The organism is Thauera butanivorans, from assembly GCF_048398245.1.
In the GTDB taxonomy this organism is placed as follows: Bacteria; Pseudomonadota; Gammaproteobacteria; order Burkholderiales; family Rhodocyclaceae; genus Thauera; species Thauera butanivorans.
Map to the genome: position 1 here is coordinate 3,168,870 of NZ_CP183038.1, position 25,943 is coordinate 3,194,812.

Below are 25,943 nucleotides of genomic sequence, written 5' to 3' on the forward strand. Positions count from 1 at the left end.
AAGGCGGCCCGGGGAGGTTCAGAACTGGATGCCGGAACGTTCGGCGACGGTGTGCATGTCCTTGTCGCCGCGGCCCGACAGATTCACCAGCAGGATCTGGTCGCGCGGCAGCGTCGGCGCCAGCTTGGCTGCGTAAGCCAGCGCGTGCGAGGACTCCAGCGCCGGGATGATGCCTTCGTAGCGGCACAGGTCGTGGAAAGCCTGCAGCGCTTCGGCATCGGTCGCGGCGACGTACTCGGCGCGCTTCGAATCCTTCAGCCAGGCATGCTCGGGGCCGACGCCCGGATAGTCCAGGCCGGCTGAAATCGAATGCGTCTCGATGATCTGGCCGTCCTCGTCCTGCATCAGGTAGGTACGGTTGCCGTGCAGCACGCCGACGGGCGCATCGGTGGTCAGCGGCGCCGCATGGCGGCCGGTTTCGAGGCCGTCGCCCGCCGCCTCGACGCCGACCAGGCGGACGCCTTCGGCACCGATGTAGGGATGGAAGATGCCGATCGCGTTGGAGCCGCCGCCGACGCAGGCAATCACGTAGTCCGGCTGGCGCCCGGCCATCTCCGGCATCTGCACCAGGCATTCCTTGCCGATCACGGTCTGGAAGTCGCGCACCAGCAGCGGATAGGGATGGGGCCCGGCCACGGTGCCGATGATGTAGAAAGTGTCGGCGACATTGGTGACCCAGTCGCGCATCGCTTCGTTCAGCGCATCCTTCAGCGTCTTCGAGCCGGACTCGACCGGCACCACGGTGGCGCCGAGCAGCTTCATGCGATAGACGTTGGCGGCCTGGCGCTTGACGTCTTCCGAGCCCATGTAGACCACGCATTCCATGCCGTAGCGCGCGGCGATGGTCGCGGTGGCGACACCGTGCTGCCCCGCGCCGGTCTCGGCGATCACCCGCTGCTTGCCCATGCGACGGGCCAGCAGCGCCTGGCCGATGCAGTTATTGACCTTGTGCGCGCCGGTGTGGTTGAGGTCTTCGCGCTTCAGGTAGATCTGCGCGCCGCCGAGCGTCTCCGACCAGCGCTTGGCGTGGTAGATCGGGCTCGGACGGCCGACGTAGTGCTTGAGCTCGTATTCGAACTCGGCCATGAAGGTGGGGTCGGCCTGGCACGCGGCATAGGCCTCGCGCAGCTCGGCCAGCGCCGGCATCAGGGTCTCGGCGACGAAAACGCCGCCGTGAGGGCCGAAATGCCCGCTTGCGTCGGGAAACTGGTAAGGCATGTCAGCCATCTGCTTGTCGAACTCCATCGATGAACGCGGCGATCCGGGCCGCATCCTTGATTCCCTTGCCGCTTTCGACTCCGCTCGAGACGTCGACCGCCCACGGCCGGAGGCGCCGCACCGCCTCGGCGACGTTGTCCGCGTCGAGCCCGCCGGAAAGCACGAGCGGCCGCCCGAAGCCCTCAGGAATCAGCGACCAGTCGAAAGTTTTCCCTCCGCCGCCATAACCCTCGACGAAGGCGTCGACGAGGATCCCGCTGGCGTGCGGATGCGAAGCCGAGAATTCTACCAGATCGACCCCCGGCCGCATCCTCGCGGCCTTGATCCATGGCCTGCCGTGGCCGGCGCAATCGGCCTCGCTCTCGTCGCCGTGGAACTGCAGCAGTTGCAGCGGCACACGCTCGAGCACGGCCTGGATCTCTTCCCGCACGGGATTCACGAACAGGCCAACGGCGGTGACGAAAGGCGGCAGCAAGGCCGCGAGTTCGGCCGCCCGATCGATGCTGAGCGCACGCGGGCTGGGCGGATAGAAGACGAAACCGATCGCATCGGCACCGAGTTCGACGGCGGCACGCACGTCCTGCGGGCGCGTCAGGCCGCAGATCTTGATTCGGGTACGGGGCATTCAGGTGAGGGGGAGCTGAGGCAGCGCGATGATACGCCCATCGCCGGGCAGCGGCCAGCGCGGCGGATAGGCAACACCGCACAGGTACAGGCCGTCCGGTGCAAAGGTCGGCGCAGCATGGATGCGATCCTGCGCTGCGAGCTGCGCCTGCATCCACTCCACCGGGTAACGCCCCTTGCCGACATAGACCAGCGCCCCGACCAGGTTGCGGACCATGTGATGCAGAAAGCCATTGGCGCGGAAGTCGAACAGCAGGTATTCGCCCTGGCGGGCGACGCGCGCTTCGCGCATGACGCGAACCGGTGTCTTCGACTGGCAGCCGGCGGCACGGAAGGACGAAAAATCATGCGTGCCGACCAGGCATTCGGCCGCCTCGGCCATCCGCAGTTCGTCCAGCGGCGCATGGAACCAGCCGACCCGCCCGGCCAGCATCGCCGGCCGCGTCGGACTGTTGTGCAGGATGTAGCGATACTGGCGCTCATAGGCGAGAAAGCGCGAGTGGAAATCCTCATCCACCGCCACCGCCCAGCGCACGACCACCGCCGCCGGCAGCAAGGCATTCACGCCGCGCACCCAGGCCGTCATCGGCCGTGACGCCTCGGTATCGAAATGCGCCACTTGGGCGCTCGCGTGGACACCGGCATCGGTGCGCCCCGCGCAGTGCAGGCGCACCGGCGCGGCGGCGATCTCCGTCAGCGCCCGTTCGAGCACGTCCTGCACCGTGCGGCCATGCGCCTGGCTCTGCCAGCCGCAGAAGGCATCGCCGGCATATTCGATGCCGAGCGCTATGCGGCCCATGGCAGGCTCCACAGCGACACCCCCAGGCCCAGCAGCCCCAATGCTGCGGCAACGGCGACATCCAGCGGCCCCAGTCGCTCGCGGACGAGCCTGACCGGCTCCAGCTCGCCACCGGCGCCATCGTCACCAGTGTCGCGCAGCCAGTCCTTCCAGTGCGTCGCACTGCCACGCGGCGAAGCCTCGACGAAGCGCAGCACCAGTATCAGACGCAAGGCCAGGTCACCGGCACGCAGGCCGATCACGGAAAAAGGACGGCTCAGGCTGTAGAGCCCGCCAACCAGACGCTCGACCGGCAGGCGTTCGAGCAACAGCGCCACCGCACACACCACCGCGATCAGGCGCCCGCCATGGACCAGGGCGAGCATCGCCCCCTCACGGCTGGGTGAAAGCTGTGGCCAGGACGGGAACACCGCTTCGCCCGGCGTGAACCAGCCGAACAGCAGCACGATGGCAAACATCAGCACCCGTACCCGGCGCAGCAGGCGCAACGCCCTGTCACGGGCGAAACCGAGTGCGAGCGCCAGGCTGGCGGCGGCGACCCACGCCAGCGCCACCGGGCCGAGGAATTGTACCGACGCCACGCCGGCGAACCACAACGACAGCAGAAGTCCTGAATGCATGCCTGTAATGAAGAAGCCCTCGGCGGGGGCGAAGAGGGAATATTTTGCCTGGGGCGCATTCTGCCTGCCGACGCTTGCCGCGGCAAAAAAAGACAGCCCCCGCAGAGCTACGGCCCTGCGGGGGCAAATCCGGATTCGAACTCAGGACAGGCGCTCGATCATCTCGCGGGCGGTTGCCTGCTGCGCTGCGGAGCCTTCGCGCAGCACTTCATCCAGCAGTTCGAGCGCGCCTTCCTTGTCGCCCATGTCGTCGTAGGCGCGCGCCAGCTCGAGCTTGGTCTCCACTTCGTCACCGGACGCCGCCAAATCGGCATCGAGAGTGTCGGCCGCAGCGAAATCCACCTGGGACTGGCCGAGCTGGGTCGCTTCGATCGAGATCGGAACGGTCGTTCCATCCTCCGCCGGCGAGGTACCGAAGTTGTCCAGATCCAGATCGATCGAGGTCAGGTCGAGGCTCGCGGCACCGGCCGCCGGAGGCGGCACCGGTGCATCGATGTCGAAATCGAAATCCAGCAAGCTGCTGTCGAAGCTGGTCTGCTCGATGTCAACGACCGGCATCGGCACATCGTCCGATCCGCCCCCGGGTTGGGGTCCGGCGGGCGTCAGATCGAGATCGGGCAGCTCGAAATCGAGCGCGGACGCCAGGCCCACATCCGCAGTCGCCGCCGCTTGCGAACTCTCTTCGGCCGCACGCGCTGCGGACTCGGTCGCGGCGTCTGCCGCCCCGCCGGCGCTGCCCGCTTCGTCGATCTCGAGATCGAAAGTCAGGCCTGCATCCTCAGCCGCCTGCGTTGCGACCGGCGCTGCCGGCGTTTCGCCCCCCAGGTCGAGTTCGAAGTCGATCACCCCGGCGTCGAGCGTTCCGGCGACTTCGGCTTCCGGGGCAGTTGCTTCCGCAGCGGCATCGACTGCAGCCGGGGCCTGCACGGAATCGGGCAAGGCATCGGCTCCTTCCTCGCCGCTTTCCTTCTCGCCACCGAGCTGGCTCAGTTCGCCCGGCACCATCCAGGTGTCGCGCATCTGCGACTGGCTCGGCCCCATGGGCAAGGAGCTGGTGAAATCGAGATCGGCCAGCGAGGCCGGCTCGGACACCGGAATGGAAGTCCGCGCCGGCGCTGCGGGCTCGGCTTCGACGCTGAAACTGTCCGCCGGCGCCTCGGCTGCAGCCGATCCGACTGCGCCCGCAACCGCGGCCGCCGCACCTGCCGCGACGCCCAGCGGCATCTCGGTCGGGACTTCGTTCTCGCTCGGCTTTTCGGCATACAGGGGATTGTCGGCATCCAGCTTGCGGCCCATCGCCGCGGCCTTCTCCCAGTCGCTGCCCTGGCCGCCGGACTGTGCGAACAGTTCGGAGGCGACGGTCTCGAACTGGCGCGGATCCTTGCGCTGGGCGTAGATTTCCAGCAGCTTCAGGTGGATCGCCGTACGCGCGGGATCGGCCTTCAGCGCGTCCTGCAGAATCTCCTCCGCCTGCACGTCGCGGCCATACGCCATGTAGACATCGGCTTCCGCAACCGGATCGACCCCTTCGTCGGCATCGATCGCCGACAGCCCGGTCTGGCTGAAGTCGGTCTGCATGATGCTGCTGGCACCGGTATCGACGCTCTGCCCGCCGGTCGAGTCGAACACGCTCTGTCCACCCGGGGCCAGCTCGCTCAAGGCTGCCGGCGCAGGAGCGGCAGCCGCCTTGCGCCGATTCCGCAGCTTGAGGCCGGCATAACCGAGCAACAAGGCCAGGATGCCGCCACCTCCCGCGATGACGGAAGGGTCTTCCATCATCGACTCCATGAAGCTCGGCTCGGGTGGCGGCGGTGGCGGCGGCGCCCTGCGCACCGGGCGCTTCGGCGGCGCCTCCTTTGCCGCAGCCTCGGCCACTTTGGCGGCTTCCGGCGCGGCAGCCTCCGCGCTGGCGGTTGCGGCCGGAGCTTCTGCACGCTGGGCAGGCTCGGCCTGGCCCGCCTCGGCCGGCTGGGTGGCATCCGATGCAGCCGCCGGCTCCTCGGCCGCGGCGGGCGTGTCCACCGCAGCCGCCGACAGCAGCGGCTCGGCTGCAGATTCGCTGGCAACGGGCGACAACGGCAGTTCGGCTACCGGCGGCATGCCTTCCGCTTCCTGCTGCAGCTGGGCGAGCGGTGCGCTGCGCAGCTCGAGCAGCTTCTTCATGTCGTTGATGCTCGCTTCGAGCTGCGCCAGCCTGGCATTGGCCTCCTCCAGCGCCCGCTCGCGTGCGGCCAGTTCTTCCTCGAGCGCCTGCAGGCGGCTGTCTGCATCGGCGGAGCCTTGCGCCGGCTGGCTGCGGGAAACCCTCAACTGGTCGCCATTGTCCGCGGGCGCCTGCGGTTCCTCGACGCGCGGCACGATCCTGCCCGCGCTTTCCTGCCCGGCCTCGGCCTGCTGTGCCGGTGCGCGGCGGGCCGCGGCGGCAGCCAGGCCGCGGCGGTAGGCATCGAAATCGGCGGAATGGACCCGGATCTCGCGCCGAGCCTCGGCAGGCGCAATGCCGCGGGCTGCATCGGCATCGGGAATGGCGAGCACTTCACCGGCACGCAGGCGGTTGATGTTGCCGCCATCGAAGGCATTGCGGTTGGCGCGATACAAGGCGACCAGCATCTGGTCGAGCGTCACGCCCGGCTGTGCATTGGCAGTCGCGATCCGGTTCAGGGTATCGCCGCGGCGGACCGTGTAGGAGTCGACGGGCGTTCGCGCGACAGGCGGCGGTGCCGACCGTGTCGGCGCCTGGCTGCGTGCGGCGGGCGTGGCCGGCATATCGACGGCCGCCGCCAGCGGCTGGGGCGCGGTGAGATCGACCGGATCGAGCAGGAAAGTGTATTCCCGGGCGACGCGGCCGTTGGCCCAATCGAGCTCGACCAGCAGATCGACGAAAGGATCGTTGATCGGCCGGTCGCTGGACAGGCGGACGACGGGGCGGGATGCGCGCGTATCGACGCTGACCCGAATCGCCGCGGCCGCAGCCGAATACGCGATGCTTGCCCGCTGGAAAGCTTCGGGCGACGCGATTTTCGCCGTCAGCGACTGCAGTTCCTGCGCCGTCGCACTGATCTGGATTTCTGCGCGCAGTGGCTGACCCAGGCCGCTGAAGACGTTGATCTGCCCGAGGCCCGCGGCCTGTGAGCCGAGCGGAATCGAAGCGATGGCCAGCGCAATCAGGGATGCCTTGAGCGAGGTTTTCATCATGGTCTTCAAACTGCGTTTCCCCCGAAAGCCGAGCTTTCCTGTCGAAAAGCGTCGTGGTTTGGGCTAGAAATCTAGCATCTTCCCCAGTGAGCCGCAGCAATCCACGTCAATTCACGGATGCACGGCGTGAATTAATACCGCGATCGCAGCCCCCGGAAAAGCAAAGGGGGCCGCAGCCCCCTCTGATTACGGCACGGAATGCCGATTCTTGACGCTCGATCAGCGCTCGACCAGGATGCGCAGCATGCGGCGCAGCGGCTCGGCGGCCCCCCACAGCAACTGGTCGCCGACCGTGAAGGCGCCGAGATAGTCCGGCCCCATCGCCATCTTGTGCAGGCGGCCGACCGGCACCGACAGCGTGCCGGTGACGGCGGTCGGCGTCAGTTCGCGCTCGGTGAGTTCGCGCTCGTTGGGCACGACCTTCACCCACTGGTTGGCGCCGGCGATGATGTCGCTGATCTCGTCGAGCGGCACGTCCTTCTTCAGCTTGATGGTCAGCGCCTGCGAATGGCAGCGCATCGCGCCGATGCGCACGCACAAGCCGTCGATCGGGATCGAGCCCGGGGTGCGGAACGCCGGGTTGCCGAGGATCTTGTTGCATTCGGCACCACCCTTCCACTCTTCCTTGCTCTGGCCGTGCTCGACCGGCACGTCGATCCACGGGATCAGGCTTCCGGCCAGCGGCGTGTTGCGGAAGTTCTTCTTCGGGAAGCCGTCCGAGCGCATGGTCTCGGCGACCTTGCGGTCGATCTCGAGGATGGCCGAGGCCGGATCGGCGAGCAAGTCCTTGACCGAGTCGTGGATCGTGCCCATCTGGCTGATCAGCTCGCGCATGTTCTGCGCGCCGGCGCCCGAGGCCGCCTGGTAGGTCATCGCCGAGATCCACTCGACGAGGCCGTGCCGAAACAAGCCGCCGAGGCCCATCAGCATCAGCGACACGGTGCAGTTGCCGCCGATCCAGTTGCGCCCGCCCTTGTCCAGCGCGGCGTCGATGACGTCGCGGTTGACCGGGTCGAGGATGATCACGGCGTCGTCGTTCATGCGCAGCGCCGAGGCGGCGTCGATCCAGTGGCCGTTCCAGCCGGTGGCACGCAACTTCGGGAAGACTTCCTTGGTGTAGTCGCCGCCCTGGCAGGTCACGACGATGTCGCAACTCTTCAGCGCGTCGATGTCCGTCGCGTCCAGCAAGGGCGCAGCCGCTTCCTTGCCGCCGAAGGACGGCGCCTTGCCGCCGGCGTTCGAGGTGGAGAAATACACCGGCTCGATGAAGGCGAAGTCGCCTTCTTCGACCATGCGCTGCATCAGCACGGAACCGACCATGCCACGCCAGCCAACCAGACCGACTCGATTCATGTTCATCACTCTCAGCAAAAACGTTTTTCGAAGAATCCGTTCGGACCCGACAGCTTACAGGGCGGCGAGCACCGCGTCGCCCATCTCGCGGGTACCGACCTTCTTCGTACCCGGCTCGTAGATGTCGCCGGTGCGCAGACCTTGCGCGAGCACCGTCTTGACCGCGTTCTCGATGCGCTGCGCGGCCTCTTCCTGATTGAAGGTATAGCGCAGCATCATCGCCGCCGACAGGATGGTGGCAAGCGGGTTGGCGACGCCCTTGCCGGCGATGTCCGGCGCCGAACCGTGCGAAGGCTCGTACAGGCCCTTGTTGTTGGCGTCGAGCGAGGCCGACGGCAGCATGCCGATGGAACCGGTCAGCATCGAGGCTTCGTCCGACAGGATGTCGCCGAACATGTTGCCGGTGACCATGACGTCGAACTGCTTGGGCGCACGCACCAGCTGCATCGCGGCGTTATCGACCAGCATGTGGCTCAGTTCGACATCCGGATAGTCCTTGGCCACTTCCTCGGCGATGTCGCGCCACAGCTGGGTGCATTCGAGCACGTTCATCTTGTCGACCGAGCACAGCTTCTTGCCGCGCTTCTGCGCCGCCTCGAAGGCCACCTTGAGGATGCGGCGGATCTCGTACTCGGCGTAGATCATCGTGTTCCAGCCCACGCGCTGCTGCGTGCCGTCCACTTCGCGGGTCTCGATGCCGCGCGGCTGGCCGAAGTAGATGTCGCCGGTCAGCTCACGCACGATCAGGATGTCGAGGCCGGCGACGACCTCGGGCTTCAGCGAGGAGGCGTTGGCCAGTTCGGGGTACAGGATCGCCGGGCGCAGGTTGGCGAACAGGTTCAGATCCTTGCGGATGCCGAGCAGGCCGCGTTCCGGGCGCTGCTCGCGCGGCAGGTTGTCCCACTGCGGGCCGCCGACGGCGCCGAGCAGCACTGCATCGGCTTCGCGTGCGAGCTTCTGCGTCGCCTCGGGATAAGGCGTGCCGGTCGCATCCACGGCGCAGCCGCCGAGCAATGCCTCTTCCATCTCCAGCCCGAGGTCGAGCGCCTGCAGCACGCGCACGGCCTCCGCCATGATTTCCGGACCGATGCCGTCGCCCGGCAGCACGCAAATCTTCATTCCGTCTTTTCTCCTGTTGGCCCGCGCCGCAGCGGCTCAGGCAAAGTAATAGGGGTGCTCGGCGCGCCGGCGCTCTTCGTAGGCTTTGATCTTGTCGGCATGGCGCAGGGTCAGGCCGATGTCGTCCCAGCCGTTGAGCAGGCATTCCTTGCGGAAGGGATCGATGTCGAAGCCGATCGTCCTGCCGTCCGGACGGGTGATGGTCTGCGCCGCCAGGTCGACGACCAGGCGGTAGCCTTCGTTCGCTTCGCACTGGCGGAAGAGTTCGTCGACTTCGGCTGCATCCAGCTTGATCGGCAGCAGGCCGTTCTTGAAGCTGTTGTTGAAGAAGATGTCGGCGAAGCTCGGCCCGATCAGCACGCGGAAGCCGTAGTCTTCCAGCGCCCACGGCGCGTGCTCGCGCGAGCTGCCGCAGCCGAAGTTGTCACGCGTCAGCAGGATCTGCGCGCCTTGGTAGCGCGGCTGGTTGAGCACGAAATCCGGGTTCAGCGGACGCTTGCTGTTGTCCTGGCCCGGCTGGCCGACGTCGAGATAACGCCATTCGTCGAAGGCGTTGGGGCCGAAGCCGCTGCGCTTGATCGACTTCAGGAACTGCTTCGGGATGATGGCGTCGGTGTCGACGTTGGCGCGGTCGAGCGGCGCGACCAGGCCGTCGAGCTTGGTAAACGGATTCATTATTTCACTGCCCTCTGGATGGCTTCGCCACCCTTTTCGATATCCTTGCCAATGCCATGCACGGTGTTGCAGGCGCCGAGCGACAGCCCGGCGAGCACGGCGGCGAGGACCATTGCTGCTCCCCTCATCGGGACACTCCTGGCGAACGCGCGGCTCAGCCGAGCTGGCGCACGTCGGTGAAGTGGCCGGTCACCGCGGCGGCCGCGGCCATCGCCGGGCTGACGAGATGCGTGCGACCGCCGGCGCCCTGCCTGCCTTCGAAGTTGCGGTTCGAAGTCGAGGCGCAGCGTTCGCCCGGCTCCAGCCGGTCGGCGTTCATCGCCAGGCACATCGAACAGCCCGGCTCGCGCCATTCGAAGCCGGCGGCGACGAAGATCTCGTGCAGCCCTTCATCTTCGGCCTGGCGCTTGACCAACCCGGAACCCGGCACCACCAGCACGCGCTTGACGCTGTCCGCCTTGCGCCGGCCCTTGGCCACCGCAGCCGCTTCGCGCAGATCCTCGATGCGCGAGTTGGTGCATGAGCCGATGAAGACCTGGTCGACGGCGATCTCGGTGATCGGCGTGTTCGGCTCCAGCCCCATGTATTTCAGCGCCCGCTCGATGCCCTCGCGGCGCACCGGATCGGCCACCGCGGCCGGATCGGGCACGCGGCCATCGACCGTGGTGACCATTTCGGGCGAGGTGCCCCAGGTGACCTGCGGCAGGATGTCCTCGGCCTTCAGTTCGACGACCTTGTCGAACTGCGCGCCTTCGTCGCTCTTCAGCGTGCGCCAGTAGGCCACCGCCTGCTCCCAGGCCTCGCCCTTGGGCGAGAACGGGCGATCCTTGAGGTATTCGATGGTGGTTTCATCGACGCCGACCATGCCGGCTCGCGCGCCTGCTTCGATCGCCATGTTGCAGATCGTCATGCGGCCTTCCATCGACAGCGAACGGATCGCGCTGCCGCCGAACTCCATCGCATAGCCGGTACCGCCGGCCGTGCCGATCTTGCCGATGATCGCGAGCACGACGTCCTTGGCGGTGACGCCCTGGCCGAGCTGCCCATCGACCCTGATCAGCATGGTCCTGGACTTCTTCTGCAGCAGGCACTGCGTCGCCATCACGTGCTCGACTTCGGAGGTGCCGATGCCGTGCGCCAGACAGGCGAAAGCGCCGTGCGTCGAGGTGTGCGAGTCGCCGCAGACGACGGTCATGCCCGGCAGCGTGGCGCCGTTTTCGGGGCCGATGACGTGCACGATGCCCTGGCGTTCGTCCTTGAACGGGAAGTAGGCCAGCGAGCCGACTTCGCGGATGTTGGCGTCCAGGGTCTCGACCTGCTGGCGCGACACCGGGTCGAGGATGCCCTGCTCCCAGTGGTCGGTCGGCGTGTTGTGGTCGGCGGTGGCGACGATCGAGCTGATCCGCCACGGCTTGCGCCCGGCCAGCTTCAGTCCTTCGAAAGCCTGCGGACTGGTGACTTCGTGCACCAGGTGGCGATCGATGTAGATCAGGGCCGTGCCGTCGGCCTCTTCATGGACGACGTGGCTGGACCAGAGCTTTTCGTACAGGGTTTGCGCTGCCATCCCGTGTATTCCGTACAAAAGAGATTGATTATTTCACAAAGCGGCCGGCGCAGGCCATAGCCACTCTCGCCCACGAACCCTCAGCGCCGCGCCGCCTGGTACAGCGGCATGACCCGCGCCGCGTATTCGGTGAGGTCGCGCTGGCGCGTGCCGTGCGACGGGTGGGTGGACAGCCACTGCGGCGGCGAACCGGCCGACTGCGAAGCCATCTTGTCCCACAGCGTGACTGCGGCACGCGGATCGTAGCCTGCACGCGCAGCCAGTTCCACGCCCATGCGATCGGCCTCGGTTTCGTGCTCGCGCGAATTCGGCAGTTCGAAGGTGACCTGCGCGACCTTGCCCATCAGGTCCTGCCCCACCTGCCCCACGCCGAGCACCGCGCCCGCCACCGACAGGCCGATGCCGGTCGCCATCGATTTCGAGATGCGCTCGCGGGCATGTTCGCGCAGGGCATGGGCGATCTCGTGGCCCATCACCGCGGCGATCTCGTCGTCGCTGAGCTTCAGCCGATCGATCAGTCCAGTGTAGATCGCCATCTTGCCGCCCGCCATGCACCAGGCGTTGAGCTCGTCGGAGGACAGCACATTGACCTCCCAGTTCCAGGCCGGCGCATCCTTGCGGAACACCCCGGTATGCGGTGTCAGCCGGCCGACGATGCGCCGTACGCGCTGCACCGTGGCGGCATCGCGGTTCAGCGCATTCTTGCTGCGCGCCTCGTTCATCATCTCCTGGTACTGCTTGTTCGAGGCCTGCTCGACCTCCTGCGCCGACACCATCATCATCTGCGAACGCTGCACCCCGACCGCGCCACCCTGCGTGGTCTGCACCGTCTGGCAGGCGACCGTGATCGTCGCCGCCAGCGCGGCGGGCAACAGGCTTCCGTAAATGAGCTTCATGTCTTTCCCTCCGATTCAAGGATTCCGCGCCTCGTCCTGCGCGGACGCGGGCCAACCGCGCACCAACCAGGCGAGTCCCAGCAGCGCGAACACGGAGCCGAAGGTGAAAGTCCATTCCGGCCCCGGGGCGTCCCAAGTGTAACCACTGAGCAAGGCGCCCAGCATGCCGCCGGCGCCGAAGGAAATGCTGCCGTACAAGGCCTGTCCACGCGATTGGAGTCGGCCGGTGAACCATCGGTTCACCACCGCGATCGCGGCGGCATGATAGGCGCCGAAAGTCACGCCATGCAGCACCTGGGCAAACAGCAGCACCGGCAGGCTGCCCGCGCCCCAGCCGATCAGCACGAAGCGGAGCACCGCGCAGGCGAAGGAAAACACCAGGATGCTGCGCAGGCCGAAGCGCCGCATGATGCGCGGCATCAGCATGAAGACGATGATCTCCGCAACCACGCCGAGTGTCCACATCCAGCCGACCAGCGCCTTGTCGTAGCCCGCACCGACCAGGTAGATCGAATAGAAGACGTAGAACGCGCCATGAGCCGCCGACATCAGGAAGCAGGCGCCCAGCAGCGCCCTCACCTCGCGCCGTTGCAGCACCTCGCGCAGGTTCATCGCCACATGCCCCGCCTGCGTCGATGCGGCGTCGGGGACGAAAAAGGAGCACAGCAGCACGCCGCCGAGGATGGCGGCCGTGACCCACAGCACCGATTCGATGGCCACATGGTCGAGCGCCTGACCCAGCACCAGCACTGCGACGATGAAGCTGACCGAGCCCCATACCCGCACGCTGCCGTAGCGGTGCCCCTCCGCCCCCAGGTGCGAAAAGGTCAGCCCTTCGATCAGCGGCAGCGCCGCACTCCAGAAGAAGGCCATCAGCGCCATCGCCGCGAGCAGGCCGCCGAACTCGGTGGTCATGAAGAAACCTGTGAAACCGGCCAGGCTCATCAGCGCGGACAGCCGCAGAATCGCCACCCGCTTGCCGAAGTGCTCGGCAAGCCAGCTCCACATGTAAGGCGCGACGATGCGCATCAGTTGCATCATCGACATCAGCAGCGCGATCTCCGCCGCGCTCAGCGAAATGGACTGCAGGTACAGCGCAAAATACGGCGAAAAAGCGCCGACGAAGCCGAAATAGAAGAAGTAGTAGGCCGACAGGCGCCAATAGGGAAGCATGGAAGCGATAGAAGAATGGGGCGAGCCACGGAGATAGGGCCAAAGGCGAAACCCACCAACACAGAAATGAGCCCCATGCCATGAACGATGGGTTTCACCTGGCGGCTCTACCCATCCTACATGGTTCCCATCTTATTCGACTGCCCCGGCAGGCAGGCCTCGCATCCAGCCATGCCAGCGCTCAGCGCGGCGACGGCAGGCGCTGCTGCCCTTCGGGCGCCAGCGCGGCGATCTTCGGCGTCGCCGTCGTCACGTCCGCGCACTGGGCGCGATGGCGCAGCGCATGGTCGATCAGAACCAGCGCCAGCATGGATTCGGCGATCGGCGTCGCGCGGATGCCGACGCAGGGGTCGTGCCGGCCATGGGTATTGACGGTGACCGGTTCGCCCTGGCGATCGATCGAACAGCGATCGAGGCGGATGCTGGAAGTCGGCTTGATCGCGATGCTGGCAATGACGTCCTGGCCGGTGGAAATGCCGCCCACCACGCCACCGGCATTGTTCGACAGGAAGCCGCGCGGCGTCATCTCGTCGCCGTGCTCGGTGCCGCGCTGGGCGACGGACGCGAAACCGGCGCCGATCTCGACGCCCTTGACCGCGTTGATGCTCATCATTGCATAGGCGATGTCGGCATCCAGCCGGTCATAGACCGGTTCGCCCCAGCCCACCGGCACGCCGCTGGCAACCACGTCGATGCGCGCGCCGATCGAGTCGCCCGCCTTGCGCAACTCGTCCATGTAGGCTTCGAGCTGCGGCACGATGCCGGCATTGGGCGCGAAGAAGGGATTGCGTTCGACCTCGTCCCAGCTCACGAAGGGAATCTCGATCGGGCCGAGCGCGGTCATGCAGGCACGGATGACGACGCCGTAGCGCTCCTTCAGCCACTTCTTCGCGATCGCACCGGCAGCGACGCGCACCGCGGTCTCGCGCGCCGACGAGCGGCCGCCGCCGCGGTAGTCGCGGATGCCGTATTTCTGCCAGTAGGGGTAGTCGGCATGGCCCGGGCGGAAGGTGTCGACGATGTTGCCGTAGTCGCGCGAGCGCTGGTCCTGGTTGCGGATCAGCAGGCCGATCGGCGTGCCGGTGGTATGGCCTTCGAACACGCCCGACAGGATCTCGACTTCGTCCGGTTCGCGGCGCTGGGTCACGTGCCGCGACGTTCCGGGCTTGCGGCGATCGAGCTCGGCCTGGATGTCGGCCGCGCTCAGCGCCAGCCCCGGCGGGCAGCCATCGACGACGCAACCGATCGCCGGGCCGTGGGATTCGCCGAAGGAGGTGACGGTGAAGAGGGTACCGAGCGTGTTTCCGGACATGAACTTCCTGCCTGATCAGCACAAAAAACGAAAAAGGATGGGACGCGAGTCTAGCACGCGCCCCATCCCCACCGGCCGCCGTGCCCCTGCGGGCACGCGGAAATCAGTGGAAGAAGCCTTCCAGCCGCTCGAACACCTCGTGCTCGGCACCATGGCGGCGGACGTTGAGCACGTCCTCCAGCTTTTCGACCTGGCGCACCATCTGCTCCAGCCGGTGATCGTCGAACACCAGCAGCCAGATGCGCGAACGCTTGCCGTCGGACACCGGCATGCACAGGATGCCTTCGACGTTGAAAGCGCGGCGCGCGAAGAGATTGCAGATGTGGCTCATCACGCCGGGATGGTTGTTCACATCCAGCTCGAGGACGACCTTGGCAACAGCGGTGGCTTGCGGCAGCGGGTCGGCAACTTGTTCGATCATCATCAGCCTCCGATCATTTCGGTGTTGGCGGCACCCGGCGGCACCATGGGATAGACGAATTGTTCGCGATCGATCGTCGCGTGGATCAGGCACGGTCCCGGTTCGCTGAGCGCCTTGGCCAGTGCCGCGCGCGGATCGTCCGCCTGGTCGAGATCGAGGGCCGGCACGCCGAAGCCTTCGGCGATCTTGACGAAATCCGGCTCGACCCGGTAACGGGAGGCGAACTGGCGCTTGCCGTAGAACAGCGCCTGCTGCTGGTACACCAGACCGAGCGCGTTGTTGTTCATCAGCACGATCTTGAGGTTGAGGCCCTCCTCGGCCAGCGTGGCGAGCTCCTGGATGTTCATCTTGAAGCTGCCGTCACCGGTGAAGCACACCACCGTGCGTTCGGGTTCGGCCAGCGCCGCACCCATCGCCGTCGGCAGGCCGAAGCCCATCGTCCCCAGCCCGCCCGAGGTCAGCCACTGGCGCGGACGACGGAAGGGGTAGGCCTGGGCGACCCACATCTGGTGCTGGCCGACATCGGTGGCGACCACCGCCTCGTCGTCGAGGGCATCGGCCACCGCCTTGATCAGGCCGTAGTGGCTGCGCGGATCGCCGATGTCGGGGAACTGCATCGGAAAGCGTTGCTTCAAGTCCGCGACCTGGGCCAGCCAGTCCGTGCGCAGCGCTGCCTTGACGCGCGGCAGCAGGGCTTCGAGCGCTTCGGTGACGTCGGCATGGATGGCGACGTGGGCGTTCTTGATCTTGTGCAGTTCCGAGCGGTCGACGTCGATGTGCACGATCTTCGCATTCGGGCAGAACTGCGCCGCACGGCCGATCGCGCGGTCGTCGAAGCGGGCGCCGACACAGATCAACAGGTCCGCTTCCTCGAGCACGAAGTTGGTGTAGCGGGCGCCGTGCATGCCGAGCATGCCGACCGACAGCGGGTGATCGACCGGCATCGCGCCGAGCGCCATCAGCGTCATCGTCGTCGGCAGCCCGCCCTGCTCCGCCAGTTGCACGGCCAGCGGCGACGCGCCGGAATGGATCACGCCGCCACCCAGGTAGAGCACCGGACGCACAGCCTCGTTGATCATCCGCGCGGCCTCCTCGACCGCGGCCAGGTCGAGTTGCGGCGGCAGGTCGGCAACGGCCGGCGGCGGCAGCTCCTGCACTTCGATGAGCTGGTTCTGCACGTCCTTCGGCACATCGATCAGCACCGGGCCGGGACGGCCGGACATGGCGATGCGGAAGGCGTCGGGCACGACTTCGAGCAGTTCCTCGGCAGAGCGCACGAGGAAATTGTGCTTGGTGATCGGCACCGTGATGCCGTAGATATCGACCTCCTGGAAGGCATCCGTACCGATCATCGCCTGCGGCACCTGGCCGGTGATGATCACCATCGGGATCGAGTCCAGACAGGCATCGGCGATCGCGGTGACGAGATTGGTCGCGCCGGGTCCGCTGGAGGCGACGCACACCTGCGGCACGCCCGACACGCGCGCCATGCCCTGGGCCATGAAGCCCGCGCCCTGTTCGTGGCGTGCCAGCACGTGGCGAATCTGGCTGCTGGCCGAGAGGGCGTCGTAGAACGGCAGGATGGCACCGCCGGGCAGGCCGGCGATGGTCTGCACGCCCTGGCGTTCGAGCAGGCGCACGATCAGTTGCGCGCCGGTGAGTTGAGTCATGATGTTCTCCTTCTTGGTTTCAGCGACATCACCGGCGAGGCTCCAGAATGCAAAAACCCCCGCCGGGCTTGCGCGCCGACGGGGGTTTGGAATCCTGCAGTTCGAGTGTTCTGTCCCGTTACGACGCGCGCATGCCTACGCCTACTACGCGTACGGCTACGACCACGACGGAGAAGAAACGGGAAACGGAACGCATGATGGCTCGAAATGAATTGCGCTTCGAATGAAACCACGAACGCGCCGGCAACACAAGCGCTTCGTGATCAAAAAAACTTGCCGGCGCTCCGGGCGCGCCCAGCCCTGCGCCCTTCACGTCGCGCTGCCGTCGCGCAACTCCCGGCGCAGGATCTTGCCGACATTGCTCTTGGGCAGATCGTCGCGGAACTCGATCCGGTGAGGCACCTTGTAGCCGGTCAGGTTCTGCTGGCAGTAGGCGATCAGTTCCGCCTCGGTCAGGTTCGGATCCTTGCGCACCACGAAGACCTTGACCGCCTCGCCACTGCGCTCGTCCGGCACCCCGACCGCAGCCACCTCGATCACGCCCGGATGGCTGGCGACGACGTCCTCGACTTCGTTCGGATAGACGTTGAAGCCCGATACCAGGATCATGTCCTTCTTGCGATCGACGATCGAGATGAAGCCCTTGTCGTCGATCACCGCGATGTCGCCGGTACGCAGGAAGCCGTCCGGCGTGAAGGCACGCGCCGTCTCCTCGGGAAGCTGCCAATAGCCCCGCATCACCTGCGGCCCGCGCACGCAGAGTTCGCCGCGCTGGCCGATCGGCTGCTCGACGTCGGCATCGTCGCGGATGCTGATCTCGGTCGAAGGCACGGGCAGGCCGATGGAGTGGTTGAATTCGGGCAGATCGAGGGGGTTGATCGTGACCGCGGGCGATGTCTCGGTCAAGCCATAGGCCTCGACCAGCGGAACCCCGGTCACCTTGCGCCACTTCTCGGCGACGACCTGCTGCACGGCCATGCCGCCCCCCAGGGAAACGCGCAGGTTCGAGAAGTCGAGCCTGGCGAAATCGGGGTTGTTCAGCAGGGCGTTGAACAAGGTATTGACGCCGGTGATGGTGGTGAACTTGTGCTTGCCCAGTTCCTTGACGAAACCCGGGATGTCGCGCGGATTGGTGATCAGCACGTTGACCGCGCCGATCTTGAAGAAGGTCAGGCAGTTCGCCGTCAGCGAGAAGATGTGGTACAGCGGCAGCGCGGTGATGATCACCTCCTCGCCCTCGTGCATGAAAGGGGCGATCCAGGCGTGGGCCTGCTGAAGGTTGGCGATGATGTTGCCGTGGGTCAGGACCGCGCCTTTCGCCTTTCCGGTCGTCCCCCCGGTGTATTGGAGGAAGGCGATGTCATCGTGCCCCAGTTCCACCGCCTGCAGGCGATGACGCCCGCCGCGGGCCAGAGCGTCGCTGAAGCGCACCGCGCCGTCGAGACGCCAGGGCGGGACCATTTTCTTCACCCGGCGGACGACGAAATCGACCAGCATCGACTTCGGGAAACCCAGCATCTCTCCCAGGCTGGTGACCACCACGTGCCTCACCGGCACCCGCGCACGCACCTGTTCGAGCGTATGGGCGAAATTCTCGACGATGACGATGGCGTCCGCCCCGGCATCCTGCAACTGGTGCTCGAGTTCCCGCGCGGTATACAGCGGATTGACGTTGACGACGGTATAGCCCGCGCGCAGGGCGCCGAACAGGGCGACGGGATACTGCAGCAGATTGGGCATCATCAGCGCCACGCGCGCACCGGCGGGCAGCTTCAGTTCCCCCTGCAGGTAGCCGGCGAACTGCGCCGACAGACGATCGAGCTCACCGTAGGTGATGCCCTTGCCCATGCAGATGTAGGCCGTACGCGACGCGAAGCGGTGCACACTCTGCTCGAAAAGGTCACCCAGCGAGCGGAACTCATCGGGATCGATTTCGGCAGGCACGCCGGCGGGGTAGCTTTTCAGCCAGATCTTGTCCACGGTATCTCCTCCTTTTGTTGGAAAAAAGCGGGTCGAACCAGGTTCGACCGGCCGCCCTCCCGAGGCGTCGGGCGGGCCCCGTGGCCCGCCTTCCATTCCAACGATCATCCCACCCCTGTTATGTGTCGCGGAGCGTGGATGCTGCGTGCCTCACGCGGCACGCATTGGAGGGGCAGCGGCACGAAGCCGCCACCACTCTGGAGCTTCGCAGCCCCTCGCCTGTTTCAGGCCTCCTCTTCCTGTGAAGGCCAATTGCGGATGTAGTTCTTCAACATCCGGTTCTCGAAGCTCTGTTCCTCGAGCACCGCCTTGGCGACGTCGTGGAAGCTGACGACGCCGAGCAAGGTATGCCCATCCATCACCGGCAGATAACGCTGGTGATGCTCGACCATCATGCGCCGCAGCTCGTCCATCTCCATGTTCGGCGACGCGGTCTGCGGATCGGCGATCATGACATCCTCGACGGCAAGCGACTGCCAGTCCGCCGCGCCGCGCCGGACGCCCTGCAGGACTTCGCGGAAGGTCAGCAGGCCGACCATCTGGCCACGCGAGAAGACCACGAGCGAGCCGACGTCCTGCTCGTCCATGATGTCCACCGCTTCAGCGATGCTCTTGTTCGGCGCAATGGTGAACAGCACCTTGCCCTTGATCGCGAGAATTTCGCTAACCAGCATCTCGTCTCCCTGCCTCGATCCCCAGGATCGTTCGCGTCATCGATGCGCCATCTTAGAGCATCGGCCGGTGACCGGGAAGGCATCCGGCCGCCTGTCGCTGCGGCGGGTCAGCGCTTCAGTTCGCCCAGCTTGCCCTTGACCTGCGCCCACTCCTCTGCGTCCGGCAAGGCATCCTTGCGCTCGACGATCGGCTTCCACTGCTTCGACAGTTCGGCGTTCAGCGCGATGAACTGCTGCTGATCCGCCGGCACGTCGTCCTCGGCGTAGATCGCCTCCACCGGGCATTCGGCCACGCACAGCGTGCAGTCGATGCACTCCTCGGGATCGATGACGAGGAAGTTGGGGCCTTCACGGAAGCAGTCCACCGGGCAGACGTCGACACAGTCGGTATATTTGCAACGGATACAGGATTCGGTCACTACGTAAGCCATCGTTCTCTCCAGCCAGATCAGGGCTCGGGCCCCTGCAGACGACAATATAGTGCAGTCGTTTGCATTTTCACCACGCTTCGCGAGCGAAACATCGTTTTCGGCGCATCGACTCTCTTGACGCGCGCCGCGTCATGGCATAAGTTTCGCCGAAATTCTTCGAGAGAAGGCTCCCTGCTTCTCTCCAGGCCGGGCGACTCTGCCTGCCCTGCCCCCTCCATACCCGCAGTACCCCGACGAGGCACCTCCGCCTCGTCCATACCCGCCACCCTGATGTGAGGAATCATGAGCGAGCATATCCACTATGTGACCGACGGCAACTTCGACTCCGAAGTGCTTCAGTCCCAGACCCCCGTTCTGGTCGATTACTGGGCCGAGTGGTGCGGTCCGTGCAAGATGATCGCGCCGATCCTCGATGACGTCGCCAAGGACTATGCCGGCAAGCTCAAGGTCGCCAAGCTCAACATCGACGAAAACCAGGACACGCCCGCCAAGTACGGCATCCGCGGCATCCCGACGCTGATGCTGTTCAAGAACGGCAACATCGAGGCGACCAAAGTGGGCGCCCTTTCCAAATCTCAACTGACCGCCTTCATTGACAGCAACATCTAAGCCGGACCAGTCTCCGGCCCGTTCTCGCGGGGCTTCGCGCGCTCGTCGCCGCGGCGCGCGCAACCGCGACGGTAATTCCCCCCAGAATCCGCAGATCGAAGACGACCTGTTCGACGTCGAGAACGCCGGCGAGGAAAACTCCACGCCGCGCGACGCCAGCGTCCCCGCGCTTCACCTGTCCGAACTCAAGGCCCTGCACGTCAGCGAACTGCTGCAGATGGCCATGGAGAGCGGCGTCGAAGGCGCGAACAGGCTGCGCAAGCAGGAACTCGTCTTCGCCCTGCTGAAGAACCGTGCACGCAAGGGCGAACCGATCTGTGGCGATGGCGCACTCGAAGTGCTGCCTGACGGCTTCGGCTTCCTGCGCTCCCCCGACACCTCGTATCTCGCCGGCACCGACGACATCTACGTCTCGCCATCGCAGATCCGGCGCTTCAACCTGCGCACCGGCGACACGATCGAAGGCGAGATCCGCACGCCGAAGGACGGCGAGCGCTACTTCGCGCTGACCAAGCTCGACCGCATCAACGGCCGCCCGCCGGAAGAATGCAAGAGCAAGATCCTGTTCGAGAACCTCACGCCCCTGCACCCGCAGGAATGCCTGAAGCTCGAACGCGAGATCCGCGGCGAGGAGAACATCACCAGCCGCGTGATCGACATGATCGCGCCGATCGGCAAGGGCCAGCGCGGCCTGCTCGTCGCCCCGCCCAAGAGCGGCAAGACGGTGATGCTGCAGCACATCGCCCATGCGATCACGTCCAACCACCCGGACGTCAAGCTGATCGTGCTGCTGATCGACGAGCGCCCGGAAGAAGTGACGGAGATGCAGCGTTCGGTGAAGGGCGAGGTCGTGGCCTCGACTTTCGACGAGCCCGCCACCCGCCACGTCCAGGTCGCCGAGATGGTGATCGAGAAGGCCAAGCGCCTGACCGAGCACAAGTACGACGTGGTGATCCTGCTCGACTCGCTGACGCGGCTGGCGCGCGCCTACAACACCGTGGTGCCGGCTTCCGGCAAGGTGCTGACCGGCGGCGTCGATGCCAACGCGCTGCAGAAGCCCAAGCGTTTCTTCGGCGCCGCGCGCAACATCGAAGAGGGCGGCTCGCTGACCATCATCGCCAGCGCGCTGATCGACACCGGCAGCCGCATGGACGACGTGATCTACGAGGAATTCAAGGGCACCGGCAACATGGAGCTCCACCTCGACCGGCGCATGGCGGAAAAGCGCGTCTATCCGGCGATCAACGTCAACCGTTCGGGCACCCGCCGCGAAGAGCTGCTGCTCAAGCCGGACGTGCTGCAGAAGGTCTGGATCCTGCGCAAGCTGCTGTACGGCATGGACGACATCGATGCGATGGAATTCCTGCTCGACAAAATCAAGGCCACCAAGGGCAACGCCGAGTTCTTCGACGCCATGCGCTCCGGCCGCGGCTGAACGAAGCGCACACATGCGGCAGAAACGACGAACGCCACCCTCGGGTGGCGTTCGCTTTCTTGCGGCCGGTCCGCTGCGGGGCCGGCCGGACGCATCATTTACCGTAATCGAAGAAACCCTTGCCACTCTTGCGGCCCAGGTAGCCGGCTTCCACCATCTCCACCAGCAGCGGCGCCGGACGGTACTTCGGATCCTTGAAGCCTTCGAACAGTACTTGCATGACGGCAAGCTCGACGTCCAGGCCGATCAGGTCGCACAGCGCCAGCGGGCCGATCGGATGGTTGCAGCCCAGCTTCATCGCTTCGTCGATCTCGGCCGCCGTCGCCAAGCCTTCGCCGAGCGCGAAGATTGCCTCGTTGATCATCGGGCACAGCATGCGATTGACGACGAAACCCGGGCTGTTCTTGATCTGTACCGGCGTTTTGCCGATGGCTTTCGACACCGCCTCGACCGCCGCATAGGTCTCGTCCGTGGTCTGCAGGCCGCGGATCAGTTCGACCAGCGCCATCATCGGCACCGGATTGAAGAAATGCATGCCGACCACCTGGCCGGGGCGCGCGGTCGCCGCGGCGAGCTTGGTGATCGAGATCGACGAGGTATTGCTCGCCAGGATGGCATCGGGCCGCATCGCCGCATCGAGCTTGGCAAAGATATCGAGCTTCAACTGCAGGTTCTCGGTCGCCGCCTCGATGACCAGATCGCAGTCTCCGAGCGCCGGCATCGACGTCGCCGCCACGATCCGCGCCATCGCTGCATCCTTCTGCCCGGCGCTCAGCTTGTCCTTCTTGATCAGGCGGTCGAGGCTCGAGGCGATCGTCGCCAGGCCACGCTGCACCTGCGCTTCGCCGATGTCCATCATCACCACATCCAGGCCCGCGACTGCGCAGGCCTGGGCAATGCCGTTGCCCATCGTCCCTGCACCCACCACACCGATCTTGCCGATACTCATCGTCTTCATTCTCCAGTCAGGATTTCGATTCATGCAGCCGCCGCCAGGGGACGAATCCATACCGCTGCGTATGGACCACGACTCTAGCGGATAAATCGCATCGGCACCAGCCTGCTCTGCTGCAATGCATTTCTTTCCAGCATACGCTCATGCACACCGTATTTCCGCCACGTCCATTACACTGCGCGTGCAGCCGCCTCCCACCCGTACCACGGATTTTCATTCCACAAGGCACATGCGCGCCCCAGCCTCGTGATGGCCAGACAAACCCGATCCTTCGCAAGAGCACTGCTGCTCGACATCGTCGGCGTGGTCCTGGCACTCGGCTGCGCCCTGTTTGCCATCCTGGTCTGGCAAGGCGCCGCCAGCACCGAAGAATCGGCGCAGCAGAAGATCGACGAATCGCTCGACCGGGCGATCGAGCGCCTGCGGATCCTTGCCGCCGCGGCGGAAATGACGGTGGATTCGGCCGCGCGCGCCTTGTACATGTCCGGAACGACTGGCGCCGGCCTGCGCCCGGCCCTGGAAAGCTCCTTGTCCGCATTCGAGCAGCGGCCCGAATTGAGCTACCTCGGCATCGTCCTCCCCGCGGACGGCGAATATGGCACCCTCGAGCGCACCAGCACCGGCGAAATCCTGCTCTGGCTCTTTCCGGGCACGCGCCCCGACGACAGGTTCACGCGCAATTTCATGCTGACCGAGAACGGATTCTCCCTGCACGAGGAACGTTCCAGCGACGGTTACGACCCACGAACCCGCCCGTTCTATCGCGCAGGGGTGACGGCCCCGGCCGAGGGCAGATGGATTGCGTCGTACAGATGGATCCTCCATTTCGAGGAAGCAGGCACCACCCCCCTCTGGGGTTTCAGCTATGTGAAAGCGCTTCGGGACCACGACGGCAGGCTGCTCGGCGTGCTGGACGCGGACTTCGACATCCCCGCGCTGAATCGCTTCCTGGCGGGTATCGCCAAGGATTACGATGTCCGCCTCCAGATCGTCGAACTGGGGGATGCGCCGCGTCTGCTGGGCGGCCCGCAGGTCGGCCGCGTACCGTTGCCGGTACCGGAAGAACTGGCGCCGCTGATTGCATCCGCCGCCCATTCCTTCACGGGGAAAATCCAGTCGGGCGAGGAGCGCCGCTGGGCCGCCGCGCGCCGCTTCGAACTCAAGGGCGGCTCATCCTGGATGGTGATTGCGTCGCGCGAAGCCTCTCTGATCGAAGCCCCGCTGCGCCGCCAGTTGTATCAGGTGGGCGGCATGGGGCTGGCGATGGGGCTGGGCCTCGTGCTGATCTCGGTTCGCCTGGCACGCCGCTTCGGGCAACCATTGACCGCATTGGAACGCAGCGTGGCGGCCATCGGCCGCACCGATGCGGAAACCGTACCGATCATCACCCCGGCCGCCGGGGGGTTCCGGGAAACGCAGTTGCTGGAAGAAGCGCTCAGCCGCATGGCCGCGGCCATCAGGGATCGGGAAGGCAAGCTCGCAGCAAACACCGCCAAGCTACTGCAGGCTCAGGAGCAGCAGATGGCCTCGCTGGCGTTGAAAGGCGCGATATTCGATTCCACGGACACGGCGATCTTCAGTCTCGATGACAGCCTCACCATCATCGAATGGAACGCTGCAGCCGAAACCCTGTTTGGTGCGGCACGGAGGCAGGTACTCGGGCGCTCCATCCAGGAAGTGGTGTCCTTTCCTGGCGGCCCCGCCGATTGGGCGGCGATTCTGGCCACCACGGATACCGGCATGTTCCGCTTTCTCGGCGCCCGGGGCGCATTCGATGCGGAGTTGCGCATCATCGCGCTGCATCAGGATGGGCAGGCCATACGTACGCTGATCATCAACGATATCTCGGCACGCAAGATGGCCGAGCAGCACCTGCGCCATCTGGCCACGCATGATGAACTCACCGGCCTGCCTAACCGCAACCTGCTTCAGGAGCGCCTGGAGCAGGCCATCGCGCACGCCGGCCGCACGGGCCGTCTGCTCGCGCTGCTGTTCCTGGATCTCGACCGCTTCAAGGTCGTCAACGACGCCTACGGCCATCCCTTCGGCGACGCCGTGCTCAAGGCGGCCGGACAGCAACTCGTGGCGCTGGTGCGCGACGGCGATACCGTCGCCCGCCACGGCGGCGACGAATTCCTGATCCTGCTGACCGGCCTGCACACGCCTGCCGACGCCGACGCCGTGGCGCGAGCCATCACCGAGACGCTGCGGCAACCGCTCGTCGTGCAGGGCCGCGAGATCCACCTTTCCGGCAGCGTCGGCATGAGCATGTTTCCGCACGACGGCACGACGGCCGAAGCGCTGATCAGCAGTTCCGACATCGCCATGTACCGCGCGAAAAGCCTGGGGCGCAACATGTACCAGGAATTCACGCACGAGATGAAGGAGGAGACGCAGCAGCGCGTCAAGCTCGAAACCTGCCTGCACGGCGCCGTGGCCGCCGGCCAGCTGCAGCTCGTGTATCAGCCGAAGGTGAGCCTGGCAAGCGGCACGATCATCGGCTGCGAGGCGCTGCTGCGCTGGCAGCATCCCGAGCTCGGCATGGTGCCGCCCAGCCGCTTCATTCCGGTCGCCGAGGATTCGGGCCTGATCATGCCGATCAGCGACTGGGTACTGCGAACGGCCTGTCTGCAGGCAAAGGCATGGTCCGCCGCAGGCCTGCCGGCCGCCACGATGGCAGTGAACATCTCCGCGCGCCAGATTCTGCGGCATGACGTGGCCGAATGGGCGCTCGGGATTCTCGACGAGACCGGACTTGCACCGGACTTGCTCGAACTGGAGTTGACCGAAAGCCTGATCGCCCAGGACGTCGACAAGGTGACCGCAACCTTCGGTCGATTGAAGAATGCCGGCGTGAAGCTGTCCATCGACGACTTCGGCACCGGCTATTCCAGCCTCAGCTATCTGAAGCACTTTCCGGTGGATACGCTGAAGATCGATCAGTCCTTCGTACGCAACATGCTCACCGAGCCGGGCGACGCCGCCATCGTGCGAGCCGTGATAGTGCTTGCCCACAATCTCCGGTTCAAGGTGATCGCGGAGGGTGTCGAGACTGCGGAACACTGCCGGCTGCTGTGCGAGCAGCGGTGCGACGAGATTCAGGGCTATTACATCAGCAAGCCGGTGCCGGCGGGCGAATTCGAAACCATGCTGCGCAACGGGGTTCAGCTTCCCGTCTGCCGGGCATGACGGCCAGGCGTGCGAGGCGAAGACGTCACCA

22 protein-coding genes are annotated in these 25,943 nt (G+C 65.8%); 3 read left to right on the forward strand and 19 right to left on the reverse strand.

Translation table 11 applies throughout. The features are described from left to right. Positions 1 to 18: 18 nt before the first annotated feature. The 18 genes from trpB to fdxA form a co-directional block, all read right to left on the reverse strand. Positions 19 to 1,227 (reverse strand): tryptophan synthase subunit beta, encoded by a 1,209-nt coding sequence (gene trpB / locus ACNQFN_RS15390; protein WP_174524537.1) that lies wholly within the window; start codon positions 1,225 to 1,227, stop codon positions 19 to 21. After that, the gene (locus ACNQFN_RS15395) at positions 1,220 to 1,843 is read right to left on the reverse strand and encodes a phosphoribosylanthranilate isomerase (protein ID WP_068637031.1); all 624 of its coding nucleotides are present in this window, start codon (positions 1,841 to 1,843) and stop codon (positions 1,220 to 1,222) included. The genes trpB and ACNQFN_RS15395 overlap by 8 nt, the downstream gene beginning before the upstream one ends. Next, positions 1,844 to 2,641, reverse strand: coding sequence for a tRNA pseudouridine(38-40) synthase TruA (gene truA, locus ACNQFN_RS15400; protein WP_068637030.1), 798 nt, complete (start codon positions 2,639 to 2,641; stop codon positions 1,844 to 1,846). After that, positions 2,629 to 3,261, reverse strand: a complete 633-nt coding sequence (locus tag ACNQFN_RS15405) for a CbiQ family ECF transporter T component (RefSeq protein WP_068637029.1) — start codon at positions 3,259 to 3,261, stop codon at positions 2,629 to 2,631. Before ACNQFN_RS15405 ends, truA begins: the two co-directional genes overlap by 13 nt. A 141-nt stretch (positions 3,262 to 3,402) precedes the next feature. Further along, positions 3,403 to 6,456 carry a FimV/HubP family polar landmark protein gene (locus ACNQFN_RS15410; protein ID WP_369404208.1) on the reverse strand — a complete coding sequence of 1,018 codons (3,054 nt, stop codon included), beginning with the start codon at positions 6,454 to 6,456 and terminating at the stop codon, positions 3,403 to 3,405. A 219-nt stretch (positions 6,457 to 6,675) separates the two neighbouring features. Continuing rightward, positions 6,676 to 7,809, reverse strand: coding sequence for an aspartate-semialdehyde dehydrogenase (gene asd, locus ACNQFN_RS15415; RefSeq protein WP_068637078.1), 1,134 nt, complete (start codon positions 7,807 to 7,809; stop codon positions 6,676 to 6,678). Between the two features lie 54 nt (positions 7,810 to 7,863). Then, the gene (leuB, locus tag ACNQFN_RS15420) at positions 7,864 to 8,928 is read right to left on the reverse strand and encodes a 3-isopropylmalate dehydrogenase (RefSeq protein WP_068637028.1); all 1,065 of its coding nucleotides are present in this window, start codon (positions 8,926 to 8,928) and stop codon (positions 7,864 to 7,866) included. Between the two features lie 36 nt (positions 8,929 to 8,964). Beyond that, positions 8,965 to 9,603, reverse strand: coding sequence for a 3-isopropylmalate dehydratase small subunit (gene leuD, locus ACNQFN_RS15425; protein ID WP_068637027.1), 639 nt, complete (start codon positions 9,601 to 9,603; stop codon positions 8,965 to 8,967). Then, positions 9,603 to 9,716, reverse strand: coding sequence for an entericidin A/B family lipoprotein (locus ACNQFN_RS15430; RefSeq protein ID WP_263461381.1), 114 nt, complete (start codon positions 9,714 to 9,716; stop codon positions 9,603 to 9,605). The genes leuD and ACNQFN_RS15430 overlap by 1 nt, the downstream gene beginning before the upstream one ends. Positions 9,717 to 9,757: 41 nt before the next feature. Further along, positions 9,758 to 11,167 (reverse strand): 3-isopropylmalate dehydratase large subunit, encoded by a 1,410-nt coding sequence (gene leuC, locus ACNQFN_RS15435; RefSeq protein WP_418646918.1) that lies wholly within the window; start codon positions 11,165 to 11,167, stop codon positions 9,758 to 9,760. A gap of 80 nt (positions 11,168 to 11,247) precedes the next feature. Next, positions 11,248 to 12,063 (reverse strand): M48 family metallopeptidase, encoded by an 816-nt coding sequence (locus ACNQFN_RS15440; protein ID WP_068637024.1) that lies wholly within the window; start codon positions 12,061 to 12,063, stop codon positions 11,248 to 11,250. 15 nt (positions 12,064 to 12,078) lie between these two features. Continuing rightward, on the reverse strand, positions 12,079 to 13,236 hold the full coding sequence (locus tag ACNQFN_RS15445; RefSeq protein ID WP_068637023.1) for an MFS transporter: 1,158 nt from the start codon (positions 13,234 to 13,236) through the stop codon (positions 12,079 to 12,081). 181 nt (positions 13,237 to 13,417) lie between these two features. Beyond that, a complete protein-coding gene (gene aroC / locus ACNQFN_RS15450; RefSeq protein WP_068637022.1) occupies positions 13,418 to 14,548 on the reverse strand; it encodes a chorismate synthase in 1,131 nt (376 codons plus the stop codon). A gap of 103 nt (positions 14,549 to 14,651) precedes the next feature. Next, complete coding sequence (gene ilvN, locus ACNQFN_RS15455; protein ID WP_068637021.1) at positions 14,652 to 14,972, reverse strand: acetolactate synthase small subunit; 321 nt, start codon at positions 14,970 to 14,972, stop codon at positions 14,652 to 14,654. Next, entirely contained in the window at positions 14,972 to 16,639 is a 1,668-nt protein-coding gene (gene ilvB, locus ACNQFN_RS15460) for an acetolactate synthase large subunit (protein WP_068637020.1), read from the reverse strand. Before ilvB ends, ilvN begins: the two co-directional genes overlap by 1 nt. A gap of 309 nt (positions 16,640 to 16,948) precedes the next feature. Continuing rightward, positions 16,949 to 18,619, reverse strand: a complete 1,671-nt coding sequence (locus ACNQFN_RS15465; RefSeq protein ID WP_068637019.1) for a long-chain-fatty-acid--CoA ligase — start codon at positions 18,617 to 18,619, stop codon at positions 16,949 to 16,951. A gap of 224 nt (positions 18,620 to 18,843) precedes the next feature. Beyond that, entirely contained in the window at positions 18,844 to 19,293 is a 450-nt protein-coding gene (locus ACNQFN_RS15470) for a CBS domain-containing protein (RefSeq protein ID WP_068637018.1), read from the reverse strand. Positions 19,294 to 19,400: 107 nt separating this feature from the next. Next, positions 19,401 to 19,724 carry a ferredoxin FdxA gene (gene fdxA / locus ACNQFN_RS15475; protein WP_068637017.1) on the reverse strand — a complete coding sequence of 108 codons (324 nt, stop codon included), beginning with the start codon at positions 19,722 to 19,724 and terminating at the stop codon, positions 19,401 to 19,403. A 282-nt stretch (positions 19,725 to 20,006) separates the two neighbouring features. Here fdxA and trxA point away from each other — a divergent pair, with 282 nt between their 5' ends. Together trxA and rho are read left to right on the forward strand one after the other, a co-directional pair. Continuing rightward, positions 20,007 to 20,333, forward strand: coding sequence for a thioredoxin TrxA (trxA, locus tag ACNQFN_RS15480; protein ID WP_068637016.1), 327 nt, complete (start codon positions 20,007 to 20,009; stop codon positions 20,331 to 20,333). 175 nt (positions 20,334 to 20,508) lie between these two features. Further along, the gene (gene rho, locus ACNQFN_RS15485) at positions 20,509 to 21,768 is read left to right on the forward strand and encodes a transcription termination factor Rho (protein WP_281178443.1); all 1,260 of its coding nucleotides are present in this window, start codon (positions 20,509 to 20,511) and stop codon (positions 21,766 to 21,768) included. A 94-nt stretch (positions 21,769 to 21,862) separates the two neighbouring features. On the opposite strand, the gene ACNQFN_RS15490 is transcribed toward rho, so the two are convergent. Beyond that, on the reverse strand, positions 21,863 to 22,717 hold the full coding sequence (locus tag ACNQFN_RS15490) for a 3-hydroxybutyryl-CoA dehydrogenase (RefSeq protein WP_068637076.1): 855 nt from the start codon (positions 22,715 to 22,717) through the stop codon (positions 21,863 to 21,865). 255 nt (positions 22,718 to 22,972) lie between these two features. Between ACNQFN_RS15490 and ACNQFN_RS15495 the strand changes: the two genes are divergently transcribed. Further along, a complete protein-coding gene (locus ACNQFN_RS15495) occupies positions 22,973 to 25,912 on the forward strand; it encodes an EAL domain-containing protein (RefSeq protein ID WP_418646919.1) in 2,940 nt (979 codons plus the stop codon). The last annotated feature ends 31 nt before the right edge of the window (positions 25,913 to 25,943 follow it).

Excerpts from the sequence above, each read along its gene's own strand:
- trpB (WP_174524537.1), bottom strand. The coding sequence starts at position 1,227 with ATGGCTGACATGCCTTACCAGTTTCCCGACGCAAGCGGGCATTTCGGC.
- ACNQFN_RS15395 (WP_068637031.1), bottom strand. The coding sequence starts at position 1,843 with ATGCCCCGTACCCGAATCAAGATCTGCGGCCTGACGCGCCCGCAGGAC.
- truA (WP_068637030.1), bottom strand. The coding sequence starts at position 2,641 with ATGGGCCGCATAGCGCTCGGCATCGAATATGCCGGCGATGCCTTCTGC.
- ACNQFN_RS15405 (WP_068637029.1), bottom strand. The coding sequence starts at position 3,261 with ATGCATTCAGGACTTCTGCTGTCGTTGTGGTTCGCCGGCGTGGCGTCG.
- ACNQFN_RS15410 (WP_369404208.1), bottom strand. The coding sequence starts at position 6,456 with ATGATGAAAACCTCGCTCAAGGCATCCCTGATTGCGCTGGCCATCGCT.
- asd (WP_068637078.1), bottom strand. The coding sequence starts at position 7,809 with ATGAATCGAGTCGGTCTGGTTGGCTGGCGTGGCATGGTCGGTTCCGTG.
- leuB (WP_068637028.1), bottom strand. The coding sequence starts at position 8,928 with ATGAAGATTTGCGTGCTGCCGGGCGACGGCATCGGTCCGGAAATCATG.
- leuD (WP_068637027.1), bottom strand. The coding sequence starts at position 9,603 with ATGAATCCGTTTACCAAGCTCGACGGCCTGGTCGCGCCGCTCGACCGC.
- ACNQFN_RS15430 (WP_263461381.1), bottom strand. The coding sequence starts at position 9,716 with ATGGTCCTCGCCGCCGTGCTCGCCGGGCTGTCGCTCGGCGCCTGCAAC.
- leuC (WP_418646918.1), bottom strand. The coding sequence starts at position 11,167 with ATGGCAGCGCAAACCCTGTACGAAAAGCTCTGGTCCAGCCACGTCGTC.
- ACNQFN_RS15440 (WP_068637024.1), bottom strand. The coding sequence starts at position 12,063 with ATGAAGCTCATTTACGGAAGCCTGTTGCCCGCCGCGCTGGCGGCGACG.
- ACNQFN_RS15445 (WP_068637023.1), bottom strand. The coding sequence starts at position 13,236 with ATGCTTCCCTATTGGCGCCTGTCGGCCTACTACTTCTTCTATTTCGGC.
- aroC (WP_068637022.1), bottom strand. The coding sequence starts at position 14,548 with ATGTCCGGAAACACGCTCGGTACCCTCTTCACCGTCACCTCCTTCGGC.
- ilvN (WP_068637021.1), bottom strand. The coding sequence starts at position 14,972 with ATGATGATCGAACAAGTTGCCGACCCGCTGCCGCAAGCCACCGCTGTT.
- ilvB (WP_068637020.1), bottom strand. The coding sequence starts at position 16,639 with ATGACTCAACTCACCGGCGCGCAACTGATCGTGCGCCTGCTCGAACGC.
- ACNQFN_RS15470 (WP_068637018.1), bottom strand. The coding sequence starts at position 19,293 with ATGCTGGTTAGCGAAATTCTCGCGATCAAGGGCAAGGTGCTGTTCACC.
- fdxA (WP_068637017.1), bottom strand. The coding sequence starts at position 19,724 with ATGGCTTACGTAGTGACCGAATCCTGTATCCGTTGCAAATATACCGAC.
- trxA (WP_068637016.1), top strand. The coding sequence starts at position 20,007 with ATGAGCGAGCATATCCACTATGTGACCGACGGCAACTTCGACTCCGAA.
- ACNQFN_RS15490 (WP_068637076.1), bottom strand. The coding sequence starts at position 22,717 with ATGAGTATCGGCAAGATCGGTGTGGTGGGTGCAGGGACGATGGGCAAC.
- ACNQFN_RS15495 (WP_418646919.1), top strand. The coding sequence starts at position 22,973 with ATGGCCAGACAAACCCGATCCTTCGCAAGAGCACTGCTGCTCGACATC.